Source organism: Waterburya agarophytonicola KI4 (assembly GCF_020640915.1).
Lineage (GTDB): Bacteria > Cyanobacteriota > Cyanobacteriia > Cyanobacteriales > Xenococcaceae > Waterburya > Waterburya agarophytonicola.
The window spans coordinates 102,211-116,745 of sequence record NZ_JADWDC010000005.1 but is presented as its reverse complement, the minus strand read 5'-3'; the positions used below and the strand labels follow the sequence as shown (position 1 = coordinate 116,745).

General features: G+C 40.1%; 14 protein-coding genes. 11 read left to right on the top strand and 3 right to left on the bottom strand.

Annotated features, from left to right (window positions below):
- Nucleotides 1–34: 34 nt before the first annotated feature.
- From I4641_RS03390 to I4641_RS03380, 3 genes are all read left to right on the top strand, one after another.
- A complete protein-coding gene (locus tag I4641_RS03390) occupies nt 35–280 on the top strand; it encodes a type II toxin-antitoxin system Phd/YefM family antitoxin (RefSeq protein ID WP_229639056.1) in 246 nt (81 codons plus the stop codon).
- Nucleotides 277–657: a type II toxin-antitoxin system VapC family toxin gene (locus tag I4641_RS03385; RefSeq protein WP_229639055.1), complete on the top strand. Its 381-nt coding sequence runs from the start codon at nt 277–279 to the stop codon at nt 655–657. The genes I4641_RS03390 and I4641_RS03385 overlap by 4 nt, the downstream gene beginning before the upstream one ends.
- Nucleotides 658–730: 73 nt before the next feature.
- Nucleotides 731–2,626 (top strand): GTPase family protein, encoded by a 1,896-nt coding sequence (locus I4641_RS03380; protein WP_229639054.1) that lies wholly within the window; start codon nt 731–733, stop codon nt 2,624–2,626.
- A 14-nt stretch (nt 2,627–2,640) separates the two neighbouring features.
- Here I4641_RS03380 and I4641_RS03375 read toward each other — a convergent pair whose 3' ends face one another.
- On the bottom strand, nt 2,641–3,375 hold the full coding sequence (locus tag I4641_RS03375) for an ATP synthase subunit I (protein ID WP_229639053.1): 735 nt from the start codon (nt 3,373–3,375) through the stop codon (nt 2,641–2,643).
- Between the two features lie 202 nt (nt 3,376–3,577).
- Between I4641_RS03375 and I4641_RS03370 the strand changes: the two genes are divergently transcribed.
- The 5 genes from I4641_RS03370 to glgA all read left to right on the top strand — a co-directional run bounded on the left by I4641_RS03370 (nt 3,578) and on the right by glgA (nt 9,105).
- The gene (locus I4641_RS03370) at nt 3,578–3,934 is read left to right on the top strand and encodes a single-stranded DNA-binding protein (RefSeq protein WP_229639052.1); all 357 of its coding nucleotides are present in this window, start codon (nt 3,578–3,580) and stop codon (nt 3,932–3,934) included.
- Between the two features lie 9 nt (nt 3,935–3,943).
- Nucleotides 3,944–5,530 (top strand): ArnT family glycosyltransferase, encoded by a 1,587-nt coding sequence (locus I4641_RS03365; protein WP_229639051.1) that lies wholly within the window; start codon nt 3,944–3,946, stop codon nt 5,528–5,530.
- Between the two features lie 9 nt (nt 5,531–5,539).
- Complete coding sequence (locus tag I4641_RS03360; RefSeq protein ID WP_229639050.1) at nt 5,540–6,682, top strand: glycosyltransferase; 1,143 nt, start codon at nt 5,540–5,542, stop codon at nt 6,680–6,682.
- A gap of 95 nt (nt 6,683–6,777) precedes the next feature.
- Nucleotides 6,778–7,506: an undecaprenyl-phosphate galactose phosphotransferase family protein gene (locus I4641_RS03355; protein ID WP_229639049.1), complete on the top strand. Its 729-nt coding sequence runs from the start codon at nt 6,778–6,780 to the stop codon at nt 7,504–7,506.
- Between the two features lie 120 nt (nt 7,507–7,626).
- Entirely contained in the window at nt 7,627–9,105 is a 1,479-nt protein-coding gene (gene glgA, locus I4641_RS03350) for a glycogen synthase GlgA (protein ID WP_229639048.1), read from the top strand.
- Between the two features lie 30 nt (nt 9,106–9,135).
- Here glgA and I4641_RS03345 read toward each other — a convergent pair whose 3' ends face one another.
- Complete coding sequence (locus I4641_RS03345) at nt 9,136–9,984, bottom strand: M28 family peptidase (RefSeq protein WP_229639047.1); 849 nt, start codon at nt 9,982–9,984, stop codon at nt 9,136–9,138.
- 207 nt (nt 9,985–10,191) lie between these two features.
- Between I4641_RS03345 and I4641_RS03340 the strand changes: the two genes are divergently transcribed.
- Nucleotides 10,192–10,377 carry a hypothetical protein gene (locus I4641_RS03340; protein WP_229639046.1) on the top strand — a complete coding sequence of 62 codons (186 nt, stop codon included), beginning with the start codon at nt 10,192–10,194 and terminating at the stop codon, nt 10,375–10,377.
- 109 nt (nt 10,378–10,486) lie between these two features.
- Entirely contained in the window at nt 10,487–11,995 is a 1,509-nt protein-coding gene (locus I4641_RS03335; protein WP_229639045.1) for a UbiD family decarboxylase, read from the top strand.
- A gap of 76 nt (nt 11,996–12,071) precedes the next feature.
- Here I4641_RS03335 and I4641_RS03330 read toward each other — a convergent pair whose 3' ends face one another.
- Nucleotides 12,072–13,418, bottom strand: a complete 1,347-nt coding sequence (locus I4641_RS03330; protein WP_229639044.1) for a TldD/PmbA family protein — start codon at nt 13,416–13,418, stop codon at nt 12,072–12,074.
- Nucleotides 13,419–13,545: 127 nt separating this feature from the next.
- Here I4641_RS03330 and I4641_RS03325 point away from each other — a divergent pair, with 127 nt between their 5' ends.
- On the top strand, nt 13,546–14,529 hold the full coding sequence (locus I4641_RS03325) for an alpha-ketoacid dehydrogenase subunit beta (RefSeq protein ID WP_229639043.1): 984 nt from the start codon (nt 13,546–13,548) through the stop codon (nt 14,527–14,529).
- The last annotated feature ends 6 nt before the right edge of the window (nt 14,530–14,535 follow it).

Here is a 14,535-nt window from a genome sequence, read left to right as displayed (position 1 = left end):
TAAGTTTAGCTAAGTTGTTCCTATTTAGATCGTTATGAAAATATCGAATATTCACGAAGCTAAATCTCAACTATCCAAACTGATAGAATCTGCCCTGGCTGGAGAAGAAATAATTATTGCTAAAGCAGGAAAACCTTTAGTTAGATTGATTCCCTATCACGAACAAATACAGTCGAGAAAACCTGGAGGATGGGAAGGCAAAGTAGTAATGAGCGATGATTTTGATGATGATTTGCCACCCGAACTTTTAGCGGGATTTATCGGAAAAGAAGCAGAGTGACACAATATCTTCTAGATACTCATGCTTTGATTTGGTGGTTAGCCAATGATTTGAGTTTAACCACCGAAGCTAAAACAAAAATTGCCGATCCTAACAACATAGTCTTTGTCTCTGCTGCATCTACTTGGGAAATTGCGATTAAAAAGTCTATTGGTAAGTTGAAATCTCCCGATGACTTCTTAGAACAGATCGAACAAAACAACTTTAAACCTTTACCAATCAAAATTGAAGAAACTTTAATAATTGAAAAATTACCCAAACACCATCTAGATCCTTTCGATCGCATTTTAATTGCTCAAGCTAAGTTTTTAAACTTGACTATAATTACGCGCGATCGCAAATTTATTTTATATGATGTTGATTTATTGAAATGCTAGATCGACAACACCTTTTTTGGATTTCTCAAAAATGTCGCTAGGATAAAAGCAAATAGAAGGTAAAGGAGAAACAATGGTAAATATCAAACCTTGGCAGGTTGGGATTTTGGTTTTACCGATCGCAGCTATTGTAATTTTTCTCTTAATTGCAGCGGGTTCGCAAATTCACGACTGGGGTATTAACTGGGTTTGGGGCATTGTAGTCATAGTTTTTGCCCTCTGGCGTTGGTTGTTAGTGAAGTGGACAAAACCAGCTTTGACTGAAATACAAGAAGTCATGGAGGAAATAGATCGAGAGTTGGATCGCGAAACTCCAGAGATTGAAGCAAGAGGAGACAAGCAACAACAAATTAATGCTTCCTTGACAGAAATTATTGCTAAAACTAAAACAGACGAACCAATTTGGCAAGATTGGCAGACTTTTTGGCAGCGATGTCAAGAATTAGTTGGAGCGATCGCCCAAGTATACAATCCTGAAGTCAAACGCCCTCTGCTTAATATTTATATCCCCCAGGCTTACGGTTTAATTCGGGGTACGGTAGACGATACGGATCGCATGATGCAAAAGCTTTCTCCTGTTTTAAATCGAGTGTCTATTGGTAAAGCATACGAAGCATATGAAACCTATCGTCAGCTAGAACCATCTCTACAAAAATTGGGTCAAGTATTCAATTGGTCGCAATGGCTGATTAATCCAGCAGCAGCAGCAGCTAAACAAGCAACCAAAAAGTTTAATAGTCAAGCAAATCAAGAGTTATTAGTCAATTTAGGTCAATTAATGCGAGAAACAGCATTAAAAAATCTAGCTCAACAGGCGATCGCCTTATACGGAGATGAGACTATAACTCTTCCTGAAGTAGAATCCCAGCCAGCTATTCCTAAAGCCCAAACTAAAACCCTCAAAGAAATTTTAGAGTCGGCAGAATCCCCCGAAGAAGTAGTTCAAAAACCCGTTAATATTATTTTAGTCGGTCGTACTGGTGCGGGAAAAAGTAGTCTAATTAATACTCTGTTTCAGGCGGATCAAGCAGAAGTTGATGTTTTGCCCAGTACGGATAAAATTAAAACCTACACCTGGCAAACTTCCACTAAAGAAACCCTCAACCTCTTAGACACTCCTGGTTACGAACAGGTAAACCGCCCAGAGTTTAGAGAACAGGTTTTAGATTATGCAATTACTGCCGATTTATTATTATTAGTTACTCCCGCTTTAGATCCAGCCCTACAAATGGATCTAGATTTTCTCCACGCCTTAAAAGAAGACCTGCCCGATCTTAGGGCAGTGGGAATTGTTACCCAAGTCGATCGCTTGCGCCCCATTCGCGAATGGAATCCCCCCTATGACTGGCGAGAAGGAAACAAACCCAAAGAGAAATCAATCCGCGAGGCTACGGCTTATCGCGCCGAACAATTAGGAGATATCTGCGATCTAATCTTACCTATTGTGACGGAAGATAAAGCCAATAATCGCCTTGGGTGGGGTGTGGAAAGTTTATCTCTGGAATTAATCCAGGCGATCGCCCCTGCCAAGCAACTCCGTTTAGCCCGTTTCTTGCGCAATTTAGAAGCCCGCAGTCAGTCTGCTGCCAAGATTATCGATCGCTATACCCGCCAGATGGCTACTACTCAAGGTTTAACCGCATTCCTTAAAAGTCCCATCCTGCAAGTTATTTCCACTATGTCTACTGGTAGTAACGCCTTGGCTTATATTCTAGCGGAACAAATCCCCGTAGAACAAGCACCTGTAGTTATTGGCAAGCTTCAAATGGCTTATGATTTATATACTTTGCTAAATGACGATGCTAGTATTGGTAACTTCGATCTGCGTTCTTTATGGTCTTTATTATTAGATAATAATCGAGCAGATAATGATGCGTGGGCGTTTGGTCATGCTTTGGTGGAGTATTGGACTAAGGATTTGACTGTAACTCAATTAAAAGAAAGATATCAGTTTTATCTCCAAAAATAGCTTTTTATTCGTGACTAATCTTGCAATGCTTTGACAGATTTATGGGAGTGTTGTAAATTAATTGGTATTTTTACCTGTTGAGATTTTAATTTAGCTATTTCTTTTGAATCTAAAAGTTCCAAACTTTCTAATAAAGCATTTTTAACTATCGGTAATTGAGGCTCGGATAACATCAAACTAAAATATTCAATTGATTGGGCATAATGGTCTGATGTCAAACGATTACTAATCAATAAACGAGTTAGTTGTCTAATAGCAACTAACCGTTTTAAAGAGTCACTATCAGTCAAATTAATTAATAAATTATCTAACTTGTTTTCTTTTGTATTGTCTCTCCTTTTACCTAATGACCACAGTAATACTGATAGAGTAGTTAGACTTGCAAAACCCTGTAGAATTGCCCCAGTTGCCAACCATTGGTTTTCCGCATCAGCCCACACTGAAACTGCTAAATAGGTACAAAAAGAACCTATCGCACCACTCCCAACCGCCAAAATTAGCTGACGGTTTGAACCCACCAAGAAACTTTGCCATTTTCGACAATAATGTTGCCAATAATAATTTTGCAGTAAATAAGACAAAGACATCAAGCCTATACCCATTGTGGTAGCTAGGAACAATTTCCAATTTAAGTACCACAAAAAAGCGGCGATCGCGATCGCCAACAACCATCCGATTGTTTTGCGCAGCTGCTTATCCTTAAGAAGTTGATTCAACATTTTCTGCCAGCTAGAAAGTGCTTTGGACACCAAGATTCACCATCACCAATCTTATCTCGATACAATATACTATCAATTTTTGACTGTTGGCGAGGGTTATCAATAAGTGTTGTAATATCGATCGATAAAAAATATTGACCCAAAGCAATTTCTGTGGAATTAGGAGTACATAATTTGCTAGACTAAAAAGTCATTATTCAGTTCTTTAGTACTATTTAGTTGGATCGAAGCCATGAGCCTTAATGTAGTTAATTTAGTTGGTCGTGCTGGTGCTGCGCCAGAAATAATTCACTTTCAATCGGGTTCGGTTTTATGTAAATTGCCTTTGGCGGTTAACCGTCGTAGCCGTAATAGCGAGCAACCAGACTGGTTTAATCTCGAAATATGGGGCAAAACGGCAGAAATAGCGGGAAACTATGTTCAAAAAGGCAAATTAATCGGCATTCAGGGATCTTTGAAGATTGAAACCTGGACGGATAAAAATACAGGAGGATTGCGATCGCGCCCTACGATTAAAGTCGATCGCTTAGAATTGTTAGGCTCGAAAAGAGATAATGACCCTGGTGCAGTTAGCGGATACCCTGAATAGGACAGGGAGATGGAGAGATTGGGGACATGGAAGAAACTATTTAATAGCGATCGCTTTTGTGTCCTGAGTTTATTAGTTATAGCGATCGCTCTTTATACTTCTGGACTAGGAAATCTGCCGTTAAGAGATTGGGATGAGGGTATTGTCGCGGGAGTCGCCCGTAATATTTGGCGCGGTTTTCCCGATAGCAATACTTGGCTTTATCCTACGATTAATTACGACGATCCTTATTGGAATAAACCCCCGTTGATACATTGGCTAGTTGCTTTTTCCTATAGCTTGTTTGGGATCGGCGAATGGAGTACTCGATTATTTCCTGCATTACTTTCTGCTTGTTCTGTCCCCTTGCTCTATAAAATTGGGAGAGAGCTATTTGTCTCCCGCCCAGCAGCCATTTTTTCTGCTTTAGTATATTTAACCTTCTTGCCCATAGCTCGTCACGGTAGAGTAGCAATGCTAGACGGTGCAATCAACTGCTGGTTTTGCTTTGCTGTGTGGTGTTTGTTGCGAGGACGCAAAGATCCCAGGTGGTTGTTGGGGGCTGGTTTGGGACTTGGTTCGATCTGTCTGACCAAAGGCATCATGATGGGAATATTGTTGGGGGGAATTATCATAATTTTCCTCCTTTGGGATAGCCCTAAATTATTACTTACTCCCCATTTTTGGGTCGGAGTTATTTTAGGAGTTATTCCTGCGATCGCTTGGTATTTATTACAATATTTCCACTATGGGTCGGATTTCTTGGGGATTAGTTTGGGCAAACAGACCTTCAACCGTATCTGGGAGCCTGTCAGCCACGTTTCTCATCCTCCTTGGTATTATTTGTCAGAAATTGCTAAATACAGCCTGCCCTGGCTCATATTTCTGCCTTATGGACTTCGAGTGGCTGGCAAAAATTATCATCTCAGTTGGGCAAAACTGGCTCTAATTTGGTGCGGGGTTTATTTACTGGCTACTTCTTTAATGGTGACTAAATTACCTTGGTATATTATGCCCATATACCCTGGGTTGTCTTTATTTATTGGGGCTAGTTTGGAGATCTCCTGGGAGCAAAATATTTATTTTCCTAGTTGGAAAATATCTATGACATTACTAGCAATAGTTTGCTGGGTAGGTACTATTTATTTCGGATTAAGCGGTCAAATAGAACCAGGTTTAGCGATCCTTACGGGATTTATTGCTCTAATATTTAGCATTGCTTCATTTTTTCTTTTATCTTCTTCTCCCTACTTTATACCTACAATCATTGCTGGTTTTTATCTAGCATTATTATTTTTATTCAATTCTAACTATTGGTTGTGGGAATTAAACGAAGCTTTCCCAGTCAAACCTTTAGCTACAAGCATTCAGCAGCATACTCCTCCCCAACAAAACATCTATACTGCTTATCCCAATTTACGACCTTCTCTAGAATTTTATAGCGATCGCGTTATTATTCCTGCTACCGACGATCGATTAAAAGAACTTTGGCAACAAACCAAGCCAGTTTACTTCCTAGTAGATCGAGATGCTTTAAACCGCTTAGAATTCCAAGAATATGTCAAACTAGGCAAACAATTAGACGGCATAACATGGCAATTAATTAGTAATCAATAATCAAATATTGTGGATTTAAACTATGCTTTAGTACACGAATGGCTGACTCCCAAAGCCACAGGGGGATCGGAACTAGTGGTGCAAGAAATTTTGCAACATATCGATGCTGATCTCTATGCCTTGATTGACTTTGAATCAACTAACCCAGAAAGCTATCTCTATCAAAGAGAAATCAGTACTACTTTTCTGCAAAAATTTCCCCAAGCTCGCAATGGCGTACAAAAATACTTACCCTTGTTACCCATCGCCATCGAGCAGTTAGATCTCAATCATTATGATATTATTCTCTCTTCATCTCATGCAGTAGCGAAAGGAGTCTTAACTAATCCCCATCAATTACATATTTGCTATTGCCATACTCCAATGCGCTATGCTTGGGATCTAACCTTTGATTACTTAAAAGGCGATCGCAAGGGAAAAGGAGTTCAAGGCGCGATCGCAAGGTATATCCTTCATCGTTTGCGAACCTGGGATGTTATTTCGGCAAACCGAGTTGACTATTTCATTGCCAATTCCCAACACACAGCTCAACGTATTTGGCGTTGTTATCGTCGCCCAGCAAAAGTAATTTATCCTCCCGTAAATCTAGAAAAATTTGAGTTTTGCCCAGAAAAAGAAGATTTCTATCTGACAATTTCCCGATTAGTAAGTTATAAACAAATATGCTTAATCGTAAAGGCTTTTAATAAACTCAAAAAACCTCTAGTAATTATTGGAGAAGGTTCGCAAATAGATGAAATACGTCAGCTTGCAGAACCCCATGTTCGAGTTTTGGGCTGGCAACCGCATAATGTAGTCAAAAAATACATAACTAAAGCAAAAGCTTTTGTTTATGCAGCTTGTGAAGATTTTGGCATAGCTTTAGTCGAAGCACAAGCTTGTGGTACACCAGTAATTGCTTATGGAAAAGGAGGTGCATTAGAAACAGTCAAAGATATTAGAGTCGATCCCCAAAACGGTACGGGTTTGTTTTTTAACGTTCAAAAGTCCGATGCTTTAGCTAAGGCAGTAATAGAATTTGAGCAATTACAAAATCAAATTGACCCAGAAAACTGTCGTTCCCAAGCAAATAACTTTAGTCCGACGATTTTTAAACAATCTTATTTACAATTTATTGAAGATTGCTATGGGGAGTGGAAACAAGGAAAGTGAGCTATTAAAGTCTGTTTTTGTTAGTTATTTTTCAGCAAAATAATACTTAATGGCTTTATTATTGGACAGTGTGGTGTGATGTGTGAAGGAGTAAGATGACTGCTAACAGCCAACTTATTTCCGTTAAAGTAGTACAAGGACTAGTTAGAAAAGGTTTTCAATCTTTCTTCAATCTTCCTCGATTGAATCAGTCTTTCTCTGTTTTAAACGGAAATCTTATTAAACGTATATTTGATATAGTTTTTGCTTTATTTGTACTAACTGTATTTTCTCCCGTATATTTGATTTTAATGATATCGATCGCCCTCAACTCGAAAGGACCAATTTTTTATGTCCAAGAGAGAATTGGGAGAAATCATCGACCTTTTAACTGCATCAAATTCAGAACGATGGTTAACAATGCAGATCGGATGCTAGAAACCATTATGGAAGATTCCGAGGACATGCGAGAAGAGTTCCAAGATAATTTTAAAATAAAGCAAGATCCCAGAATTACTAAAGTAGGTAAATTTTTACGATTGACTAGCCTTGATGAATTTCCTCAATTTTGGAACGTACTCAAGGGAGAAATGAGCGTCGTTGGTCCTAGACCTTTAGTTCCCGAAGAATTGCCGAAATACGGTCGTAAAATCAACACAGTACTCACAATCAAGCCTGGTATCACTGGTTTGTGGCAAGTATCAGGTAGAAACGATATACCCTATCCTCAAAGAGTAAAAATAGACGTTTACTATGCCACTAGCCACAATTGGCTCTTAGATTTATGGATTGTCTACAAAACTATTGGCGTAATTATTTTTCCCCGCAATAATGGTGCTTATTAGCAGTTTCTAGAATAATATTTTTATTATTTTCCCTCAATTAGTCCGCGTAAAGTTATTTTGTGGTCTATTATTTTAATAAAAATAGATAAATATAAAGTTTTATTAAGCGAGGATTAACATATGTACATCGTGCAAATTGCCTCCGAATGCGCTCCTGTAATTAAAGCTGGCGGTTTGGGAGATGTAGTTTATGGGTTGAGTCGAGAATTAGAAAATCGAGGTAACTGTGTTGAGCTAATTCTGCCCATGTATGACTGCATGAGATACGACCATATATGGGGGTTGCACGATGCATATCGCGACTTGGGCGTACCTTGGTACGGTGGTGAAATTAAATGCGATGTTTTCTGCGGTTGGGTACACGGTAGACTTTGCTTCTTCATTCAGCCCAAAAGCCAAGATGAGTTTTTCAATCGAGGCTATGTATATGGCGGACACGACGATCCGATGCGCTTTGCTTTCTTTAGTAAAGCAGCAATGGAATTTTTACTAAAGAGTAACAAGCGTCCCGATATAATTCATTGTCATGACTGGCAAACTGGCTTAATTCCTGTAATGCTATATGAAATGTATCAGTATTATGGTATGGAACGCCAACGAGTTTGTTACACCATTCACAACTTTAGGCATCAAGGAAATTGCGGTAATGAAATTTTAGAAGCAACAGGTTTGAATCGACCTGAATACTATTTCCATTACGATCGCTTGCGAGATAATTTTAATCCTTTTGCCCTCAATTTAATGAAAGGGGGAATCGTTTATTCTAACTACGTCAATACAGTTTCTCCTCACCACGCTTGGGAAGCTCGCTATACAGAAGTAGGCTATGGTTTGGGTCATACTTTAGAACTTCATCAGGATAAATTTAGCGGTATTCTCAATGGTGTTGATTACAATCTGTGGAATCCTGAAACTGACGAGCTAATTTCCAGTATGTATGGTATTGACGACCTAAAAGGAAAGGCTAAGAATAAAAAAGCTCTACGGGAACAATTACTGCTAGCAGATTCTGACAAGCCAATTATTGCCTACATCGGTCGCTTAGACGATCAAAAAGGTGTGAATCAGGTACACCATGCTATATATTATGCCCTCAATCGCAAGGCTCAATTTGTGTTGTTGGGTTCGGCAACTTCCGCTGATGTCAATGCCAAATTCTGGCACGAAAAACACTTCCTTAACGATAACCCCGACGTACATTTAGAGCTTGGTTTCAATGAAGAATTAGCCCACCTAATTTATGCAGGGGCAGATATGGTAGTCGTGCCTAGTAAATTTGAACCCTGCGGTTTGACTCAGTTAATTAGTCTGAAATACGGTACAGTACCAATTGTGAGGGGCGTGGGAGGCTTGTTGAGTACGGTATTCGATCGCGATTACGATCTCAATCATGCTCCAGAAAAACGCAACGGCTATGTCTTCTATCAAACAGATAACTATGCTTTAGAATCGGCAATGGAAAGAGCGATCGGCTTGTTCTATGAATATCCCAAGGAATTCGAGCAGTTAGTCCAGCAAGGAATGGAATATGACTATTCTTGGAAGAGTGCGGGGGTGCAATATATTAATGTTTACGATCGCATTAAATATCAGTATTAATTGGTTGCTAGGGACGAATGACGATTCGCTCTATTGAATTGTTTTTAATGCAGCAATCAAGCTTTGACATACATCAGTCAAGAAATCTAAGTCTAGGGTATCGATGGTATCGCTAGGCTTGTGGTAATGAGGATTGCGCAGCATTGCCGTGTCAGTCACCATAATGGCACGGTATTTTTGTTGCCAAAAAGCAAAGTGATCGCTAAATCCTGTGATGGGGACTAATTTACCGCTACTAGGATCGGGCAGTATTTGGCAGGGAGTACCATTGCGTTTTATTTGCCGACTGAGACGGACTAAATCGAGGAATGCACTGGAGTTACCGACTAAAGCGATGAAATCCCCCGTGTCTGGATAGAAAGGCTTAATTATGTCAGGATATCTCTGGGAATTGACTGCGCGATCGCAATATCCCAGCATTTCCAAAGATAGCATTAGCCTCAATTTTTGCTTTTTATTTTTTAAATATTTAGCGTATGCAAAACTACCCGCGCGATTGTATTCTTCAAGATCGAAAGCTACTAATTGGATGGGATATTTTACAGGGTTAGTTGAAAAAACCGTTGCCAATTCCAATAAGACTGCTACTCCCGTAGCATTATCATCAGCCCCAGGAGTTCCAGGTACGCCGTCATAATGTGCGCCAATCAAAATAGGGGGTAAATTAGACTCAGCAGCAGAGTTGAGATTGAGAATCAAATTTTGATGAGTTTTGCCTCGAAACTGAAATTCATGAACTTTTATTGCACCATATTGTCCCAAGAACTCGCGAATATACTCTCTAACGAAGAAATGTCCTCCAGAAGCCAGATAAGGATCTCTTTCTCGAACTATTTGAATTAAGTACTCATGCAATCTTTTTTTTAGTTCATTATTCATTATTAATTGCGATCGCCTTAATCAAAAAGAAGCAGCAAACAATATCAAAGTAGACAATTTTAACTTGTTATTATAAGTATTGCCCCGTAGTATAACTTATTTCTATTGATCGCATTAGTTCTTTAACTGAAGAAATGTAGTCTAATAGGGATAGATAATTTTAAGTATATCTAACTACAAATAACATTTTTAATCTAAATTGTTCCCATGAAGAATCAAAGTAATAACGATCGGGTAATCCAATTCCTTTGTCAACCTCAAGGAGGTAGAAATTATCTGCTAAATGCTTTGAATTCTAGTTCGGAAAGCGAATTTATTGATGCCCTACACAATGTGATCGATGCCATGAATCAAGATTACGATCTCAAAATCTCTCTAAAAAGCGATCGCTAAAATCAAATCTTCAAATAGTTTTCACCTCAGACGATATGGCAAACTGATTGGAGATTGCTCCCTAACTCTTCTAGACTGATAATAGAACTATTGCTTTACATTTCTTTATATGGCTAGAGATTTACGGGGATTTATTAAACTTTTAGAATCGAAAGGACAACTAAGACGCATTTCTGCTTTGGTCGATCCTGAATTAGAAATAGCCGAAATTTCTAATCGGATGCTGCAAGCAGGAGGACCTGGACTACTATTTGAAAACGTCAAAGGTTCGCCTTTTCCTGTCGCCGTAAACCTAATGGGGACGGTAGAGAGAATTTGCTGGTCGATGAACATGGAAGCCCCAGAAGAATTGGAAACGTTGGGTTCAAAACTTGCCATGTTGCAACAACCCAAGCCACCTAAGAAAATCAAGCAAGCTGTAGATTTTGGCAAAGTACTGTTTGATGTTCTCAAGGCAAAACCAGGACGTGATTTCTTTCCCCCCTGCCAGCAAGTAATTTTAGAAGAAGAAGAATTAGACCTGAATAAAATCCCGATGATTCGCCCCTATTCTGGGGATGCGGGAAAAATTATTACTTTGGGTTTGGTCATCACCAAAGATGTTGAAACTGGAACGCCCAATGTTGGGGTATATCGTCTCCAGCTACAGTCTAAAACCACCATGACCGTTCACTGGTTATCTGTCCGTGGTGGTGCAAGACACCTGAGAAAAGCAGCCGAAGCGGGTAAAAAATTAGAAGTTGCGATCGCTTTAGGAGTCGATCCCATGATTATTATGGCAGCAGCTACTCCTATCCCTGTAGATCTATCTGAATGGTTGTTTGCAGGATTGTATGGTGGTAGTGGAGTCAAGTTAGCCAAATGCCAAACTGTCGATCTTGAAGTCCCCGCAGATTCTGAGTTTGTTTTAGAAGGAACAATTACCCCAGGAGAAATGCTACCCGATGGGCCATTTGGAGATCACATGGGATACTACGGTGGAGTTGAAGACTCTCCTCTCGTGCGTTTCCACTGCATGACCCATCGTAAAGATCCCATTTATTTAACTACCTTTAGCGGTCGTCCTCCCAAAGAAGAAGCAATGATGGCGATCGCTTTAAATCGGATTTATACTCCCATTTTGCGCCAACAAGTTGCAGAAATAGTCGATTTCTTCCTGCCAATGGAAGCGTTAAGCTATAAAGCAGCAATTATTTCTATTGATAAAGCCTATCCTGGTCAAGCAAGGAGGGCAGCTTTAGCCTTTTGGAGTGCCTTACCCCAATTTACCTACACTAAGTTTGTGATTGTGGTAGACAAAGATATTAATATCCGCGATCCTCGTCAGGTAGTATGGGCAATTAGTTCTAAAGTAGACCCTTCTCGCGATGTCTTTATTCTGCCCGATACTCCTTTTGACACTTTAGATTTTGCTAGTGAAAAAATTGGTTTGGGCGGACGGATGGGTATCGATGCAACCACCAAAATTCCTCCCGAAACTAACCACGAATGGGGCGAACCTTTAGAATCTGATGATGATGTATCGGCAATGGTATCGAGACGTTGGCAAGAATACGGTTTGGGAGATATAGATCTGGGTGAGGTGGATGCTAATTTGTTCGGCTACGATATGAAATAATTTTTAGAGCGATCGCTTAAATCCGAGAAAGATGCGATCGCTTTTCATAATTACTCAATCTCTAATGTTGAATGTCTTAAATACTATCGGTAATACTGCTAAAGTGAAAATTCTCCACTTTGCAACCAGGAATAACGCTACCACCACAACGCTTAACCCGACTCACCCCCACAATATTATTCAACATCTCAGGCAAACACTGATTAAAGCGTAGATTCTTAATTGGATAAGAAATCTTACCGTTTTCAATCAAAAAAGTACCATCTCTAGTCATTCCCGTAACTTCCAAAGTGCGAGGATTAACATAACGCACATACCAAGCACGACTGACAAAAATACCTCTTTCCGTACTAGCAACCAAATCCGCCACGGTTTTATCCGAACCCGCCATCACAATTGGAGACATTACGCCAGTAGCTTCTTGACTTTTTTCTTTTGCCCAATAACGACTGTAAGCAAGAGTTTGGGGAATACCATCTCGGATAATATTCAACTCCTCATTCGGTAAACCATTGCCAAAAAACCTACCTCCTTGCAACAGAGGATGGGCGGAATTACGCTGGATTTGCACCATAGGACTAAATAGTCGATCGCCAACTTTACTGCCGATAGGCTTGCCAGAATCATCCCTGAGAGACATAAAAGAACGTCCTTCATCCGCTGCACGGGCATCCAGATTCCAAATTACCCAAGGAAGCAAACTAGCAAAGGCAGAAGGCTCAAAAACGACGGTATAGTCGTCAGGCTGAACAACTTGTGGATTTCTCGAAGCGATCGCCCGTTCAATTACTTTTTTGGTTAATTCCATAATTGGTAATTGTTCGATACTCCAGGCAGTACAACGATTCCAGCTAGAACCATTGTCAATACGGGCAGTATAGCTAAAATCCGCTTCCGTAGAGCGATCGCAACTTCGCAAACCCGCCGAATTACCGATAGCATAAAGATCCGCACTAAAACTCAGGGTACCCGAGCCGTTGACTGCTGCATCCTGACTCAAAGAACATACCTGTTGAATTATTTGACCTTTTTTGAGGGGGGAAAGAGTAGCGGTAGGGGGATCGAAGGCAGGGATACGACTACTATAAGTTTGTTCGGGTAATAATTCTACCCATTCAGGATCTTCTGGGGCAATGGTGGCAAGATCTTCAGCCCGCTTGACAGTCAAGGCGATCGCATCTCGATCCAATTGTGTTGTAGAAGCGGTGGCACTCCGCTTGCCAAAATAACTAGTGATCGTCAGGCTAAAAGTGTTCTTGCGGACGTTCTGACTAATTTGATTCTCGCTAAAGCGACTGAGGGCTTTTTCGCAAGCATCCAGACTCACAAATACACCATCTGCTTGAGATTGGGCGATCGCAAAATCAATTAAAGCGAGGGCTTCAGATTGAGTAATAAAACTATTGAGGGTGGCGGAAGTCATATTGAACTAACAATTGAGTAGTAATAACCTATGAGCTTTTGCTTTTAAAGCCTAAACTATATAAAGTTACATAGTACCAATCTGGTAATGATAATATTAATTTTTGGTGACTGAAGGATAAATTATTATGGCTGAAACTTTAATGTTTAACGCTTTGAGAGAAGCGACAGACGAAGAAATGGCAAGAGACAAAACTGTCTTCGTCTTGGGCGAAGATGTCGGACATTATGGTGGTTCGTACAAAGTCACCAAAGATCTATACAAAAAGTATGGAGATCTACGTTTATTAGATACTCCTATTGCGGAAAATAGCTTTTGTGGCATGGCTGTGGGAGCAGCTTTGACTGGTTTGCGCCCCGTGATTGAGGGGATGAACATGGGTTTTTTACTGTTGGCATTCAATCAAATTGCTAATAACGCAGGGATGTTGCGCTATACATCTGGCGGTAACTTTAAAATTCCCATGGTAATTAGAGGGCCTGGGGGTGTGGGCAGACAGTTGGGTGCAGAACACTCTCAACGATTGGAAGCCTATTTTCACGCTGTACCAGGATTGAAAATTGTTGCTTGTTCGACAGCCTATAACTCCAAGGGTTTACTCAAAGCAGCTATCAGAGACGATAACCCCGTACTATTTTTTGAACACGTTTTACTCTACAACCTCAAAGACGATCTGCCCGATGATGAGTACGTTCTACCTTTAGATAAAGCAGAAATGGTACGTAAAGGAAAGGATGTAACTATCCTCACCTATTCGCGGATGCGTCACCATTGTACTCAAGCAGTTAAAGAGATCGAAAAACAAGGCTACGATCCAGAAATTATCGATCTAATTTCTCTCAAGCCATTTGATATGGAAACCATTAGCGAATCGATCCGCAAAACTCATAAAGTAATCATCGTTGAAGAATGTATGAAAACTGGTGGTATTGCTGCGGAATTAGTAGCATTAATCAACGAGCAGCTATTTGACGAGCTAGATGCCCCTGTATTGCGTCTATCTTCTCAAGATATTCCCACACCGTACAATGGCAAGTTGGAAAGTTTAACCATCGTGCAGCCCGCACAAATTGCTGAAGCGGTACAAAAAATGATGGAAGACAGAATTTAATTTAAT

Bases quoted from the DNA above. Each gene is read 5' to 3' on its own strand.
- I4641_RS03390 (WP_229639056.1), top strand. From the start codon at position 35: ATGAAAATATCGAATATTCACGAAGCTAAATCTCAACTATCCAAACTG.
- I4641_RS03380 (WP_229639054.1), top strand. From the start codon at position 731: ATGGTAAATATCAAACCTTGGCAGGTTGGGATTTTGGTTTTACCGATC.
- I4641_RS03370 (WP_229639052.1), top strand. From the start codon at position 3,578: ATGAGCCTTAATGTAGTTAATTTAGTTGGTCGTGCTGGTGCTGCGCCA.
- I4641_RS03365 (WP_229639051.1), top strand. From the start codon at position 3,944: ATGGAGAGATTGGGGACATGGAAGAAACTATTTAATAGCGATCGCTTT.
- I4641_RS03355 (WP_229639049.1), top strand. From the start codon at position 6,778: ATGACTGCTAACAGCCAACTTATTTCCGTTAAAGTAGTACAAGGACTA.
- glgA (WP_229639048.1), top strand. From the start codon at position 7,627: ATGTACATCGTGCAAATTGCCTCCGAATGCGCTCCTGTAATTAAAGCT.
- I4641_RS03345 (WP_229639047.1), bottom strand. From the start codon at position 9,984: ATGAATAATGAACTAAAAAAAAGATTGCATGAGTACTTAATTCAAATA.
- I4641_RS03340 (WP_229639046.1), top strand. From the start codon at position 10,192: ATGAAGAATCAAAGTAATAACGATCGGGTAATCCAATTCCTTTGTCAA.
- I4641_RS03335 (WP_229639045.1), top strand. From the start codon at position 10,487: ATGGCTAGAGATTTACGGGGATTTATTAAACTTTTAGAATCGAAAGGA.
- I4641_RS03330 (WP_229639044.1), bottom strand. From the start codon at position 13,418: ATGACTTCCGCCACCCTCAATAGTTTTATTACTCAATCTGAAGCCCTC.
- I4641_RS03325 (WP_229639043.1), top strand. From the start codon at position 13,546: ATGGCTGAAACTTTAATGTTTAACGCTTTGAGAGAAGCGACAGACGAA.